The sequence below is a fragment of the Paenibacillus sp. 01L418 genome, assembly GCF_056400045.1.
The window spans coordinates 1-3053 of sequence record NZ_JBFTSN010000604.1 but is presented as its reverse complement, the minus strand read 5'-3'; the positions used below and the strand labels follow the sequence as shown (position 1 = coordinate 3053).

General features: G+C 42.5%; 4 protein-coding genes. 3 read left to right on the top strand and 1 reads right to left on the bottom strand.

The features are described from left to right. On the bottom strand, positions 1 to 533 hold a 533-nt coding region (locus tag AC1DSE_RS33440), incomplete at its 3' end, for a hypothetical protein (protein ID WP_477528927.1). Between the two features lie 198 nt (positions 534 to 731). Here AC1DSE_RS33440 and AC1DSE_RS33435 point away from each other — a divergent pair. The 3 genes from AC1DSE_RS33435 to AC1DSE_RS33425 form a co-directional block, all read left to right on the top strand. Further along, on the top strand, positions 732 to 1742 hold the full coding sequence (locus tag AC1DSE_RS33435) for an ABC transporter ATP-binding protein (protein WP_441880457.1): 1011 nt from the start codon (positions 732 to 734) through the stop codon (positions 1740 to 1742). 13 nt (positions 1743 to 1755) lie between these two features. Beyond that, positions 1756 to 2544, top strand: a complete 789-nt coding sequence (locus tag AC1DSE_RS33430; protein ID WP_441880455.1) for an ABC transporter permease — start codon at positions 1756 to 1758, stop codon at positions 2542 to 2544. An 18-nt stretch (positions 2545 to 2562) separates the two neighbouring features. Continuing rightward, a partial coding sequence (locus AC1DSE_RS33425; protein ID WP_477528926.1) for an ABC-2 family transporter protein occupies positions 2563 to 3053 on the top strand: 491 nt, incomplete at its 3' end.

Here is a 3053-nt window from a genome sequence, read left to right as displayed (position 1 = left end):
AACCATACCACCCATGGGTCAATGGCGTACATCACGGCAAATATGCTAATCGTTGCGAGCGATACGAATATCACCCTTGAGAGATTTTCAAGAACAGCGCTGACTCTTTGATCGGCTTCTTGAATGGCTTTTGTATACTTGTTATAAAACTCATAATCCTCAAAACATTTCAATTCTACGGATGCTGCCTTCCGAAAGAGAATGAGATACAGCTTCTCATATAACTTGAGATCACTTAAGGGTTTGAAGCGAATTTCATACCAATTATCCAGTAAAATTAAAGCAAGTATCAACACTAACGTCATAATTATGAAATGGATAATTTGCTGAAAGTCCCTTTCGATTGAAATAGACTCAATGAGGTACTTCATGAAATATACAGAAAAAAACACATTGCCAATCATTCTACCGGCTTGAACTGCAAAATCCGCCAGCACTCTCTGTGGATGCATACTCCAAGCTAATCTGAACACAAATAAGTTATTGGCAATAATCACTTTAATATGTTGAATTGTAAGTTTAATTTTCTCCAAGGCCGCTTCTTCCTCCAATAATTAGTAATTCAAAATTTACTACATAGTGGAATTGGAAACAACCTGTCAATTAGCTGATCATTCACCCGTCAAATCATAGTTTATTTTACATTTTATTGAATTTACCGCCAATATCCCTTAAGATTGTTAAGCTGTAAATAATCGAAGTAGCGATAAATTCTAAAGGCAGGTGACGATGTGAGTATAATAGCTGTTAACCGAATTACGAAGACGTATCGGCAATACCGAAGATTTCCTGGACTGATTGGGTCCGTTAGAAGTCTATTTACAAGGCAATATACGGAAGAAGATGCTGTTAACAATATGTCCTTTACGATCAATGAAGGAGAAGCCATTGGTTATCTGGGACCAAATGGTGCGGGTAAATCTACAATGATTAAAATGATGACAGGCATCCTGGTCCCAACGCACGGAGACATTAAAGTACTCGGCGCAGTACCGCATGAAGCAAGAAAAGCGAATGCACAGCAAATCGGGGTCGTTTTCGGACAACGAAGTCAATTATGGTGGGACCTTCCCGTCACTGATTCCTTTGATCTTCACAAATACATCTATAAAATACCGGATTCTGCTTTTCGTAAAAATCTGGAGCTTTGCATGAGTCTGCTCTCCATCCATGAATTTGTGCAGAAGCCTGTAAGACAGCTCAGCCTAGGGCAACGTATGCGAGTTGAGATCGCCATGGCGCTGCTTCATGAGCCCAAAATTCTATTTCTCGATGAACCAACGATCGGTCTAGATGTCATGGCCAAGGATCAAATTCGGCGCTTTCTTCGCACTGTAAATCGGGACCGTAAAGTAACGATCGTATTAACTACCCATGACATGAAAGATATTGAAGAAATTTGCCCACGTATGCTTGTCGTTAACAAAGGAAGCCTGGTCTACGATGGCTCTGTTGAAGATTTGCGAGCTAAGCTAGGAAGTGAAAGGAAAGTTATCATCGATTTCCGAGTCGATCCCGGGCTGATCGATATCCCTGGCATTACGATGCTTCAGGACGAGGGAATACGCAAAACATTTCTAGTACCGCGAGGTGAATCAACCGTATTTGAACACGTCAGCCGGATTGCCTCCCAATATCCTGTAGAAGACGCCTCTATTGAAAGCCTGGATATCGAATCTGTAATACGCAAGTTGTATCTTCAACTAGCTAGCGAGGAACAAACGATCAGCAAAATCGGATGAGAAGGAGCAGACAATGTCGACCTATTTTATGTTTACGTTAAAGGCCTTTGTTAACCAGTTAGCATATCGTTCCGAAGTATGGCTTCGTCTGCTGGGCAACTATTTTGCAATACTCATCCAAGTGGAGATTTGGAGGGCCGTTATCGGAAATGGCGGTTCAGCCAGTACGACAGTCGAACAAATGATTACATATAGTATACTAAACACCCTCCTTTTTGCTCTTTTGCTAAACCGGGTCAGCAGTAAAGTTGACGGCAGTCTTAAGTCCGGCAGTATCGCATCAGAGCTCGTCAAGCCGCTCTCCTATCCTTTATATCTGCTTTTTGACGGGCTTGGACAATCGCTTTATCAGTTCATTTTCACAGTTATCCCCTCTCTGATTCTTGCATGGATTTTGTTCGGGATGCTTCCTCCTGCTTCCACGATACATTTCATTGCTTTCCTAGTGGCTCTGCTAATGGCTTTAATACTTTCTTTTCTTCTTGGTTATCTTGTTTCTCTTCTGGCCTTTTGGTTCTTAAGCCATTTTGCGCTCAGTTGGACGCTTGGCGGCCTAACTACCATTTTCAGCGGTTCGTTTCTGCCCTTGTGGTTCTATTCCCCTTCTTGGGCAGCGGTCGCCAAGTTGTTGCCATTCCAATATCTAGGCTATGTACCTGCGGCGATTTATCTCGGTAATCTGAACGAGGCAGAATTATGGAGAACCGTCGCGTTGGGATGTGTATGGATCATCTTGTTGCTTGTTGTTGCCTATTGGCTTTGGGGCAAAGCCGTACGGCGATTAATCGTTCAAGGAGGCTAATAAGAAAGGAGGCGTACTATGACTTTATTACTCTTCAGTAAGCTGGTTCGATTATTGTTGAAAGAGAAAATGGAATACCGAGCTGATTTTGTACTTTCTGCCTGCGCGCAAATCATTTCCTATGCAGGAGACTATATTGTCATTTGGCTGTTTATGAAGCAATTCAACTCGATTGCTGGCTGGAACTGGCCTGAAATTGCTTTGCTTTATAGCATCGGATTATTTACATATGCACTTGGCGCATCCTTTTCTTTCGTGCAAATGTCGGGTCTAGAAGGTCAAGTTCGGGAAGGCACATTCGATACGCTGCTCATTAAACCTGTCAACCCCTACTTATACCTGATTAGTCGCGGTTTTAACCTGGCATACGTCGCTCATATCAGTATTTCCGGAACTGTATTGATTTGGGCCATCGCTCAATTAAATTTACAGTGGGCGTGGACAGAGTATGTCTATTTACTGCTTGCTTTAATCAGCGGTGCAATGATTCATGCTGGATTGCTCACTGC

Bases quoted from the DNA above. Each gene is read 5' to 3' on its own strand.
- AC1DSE_RS33430 (WP_441880455.1), top strand. From the start codon at position 1,756: ATGTCGACCTATTTTATGTTTACGTTAAAGGCCTTTGTTAACCAGTTA.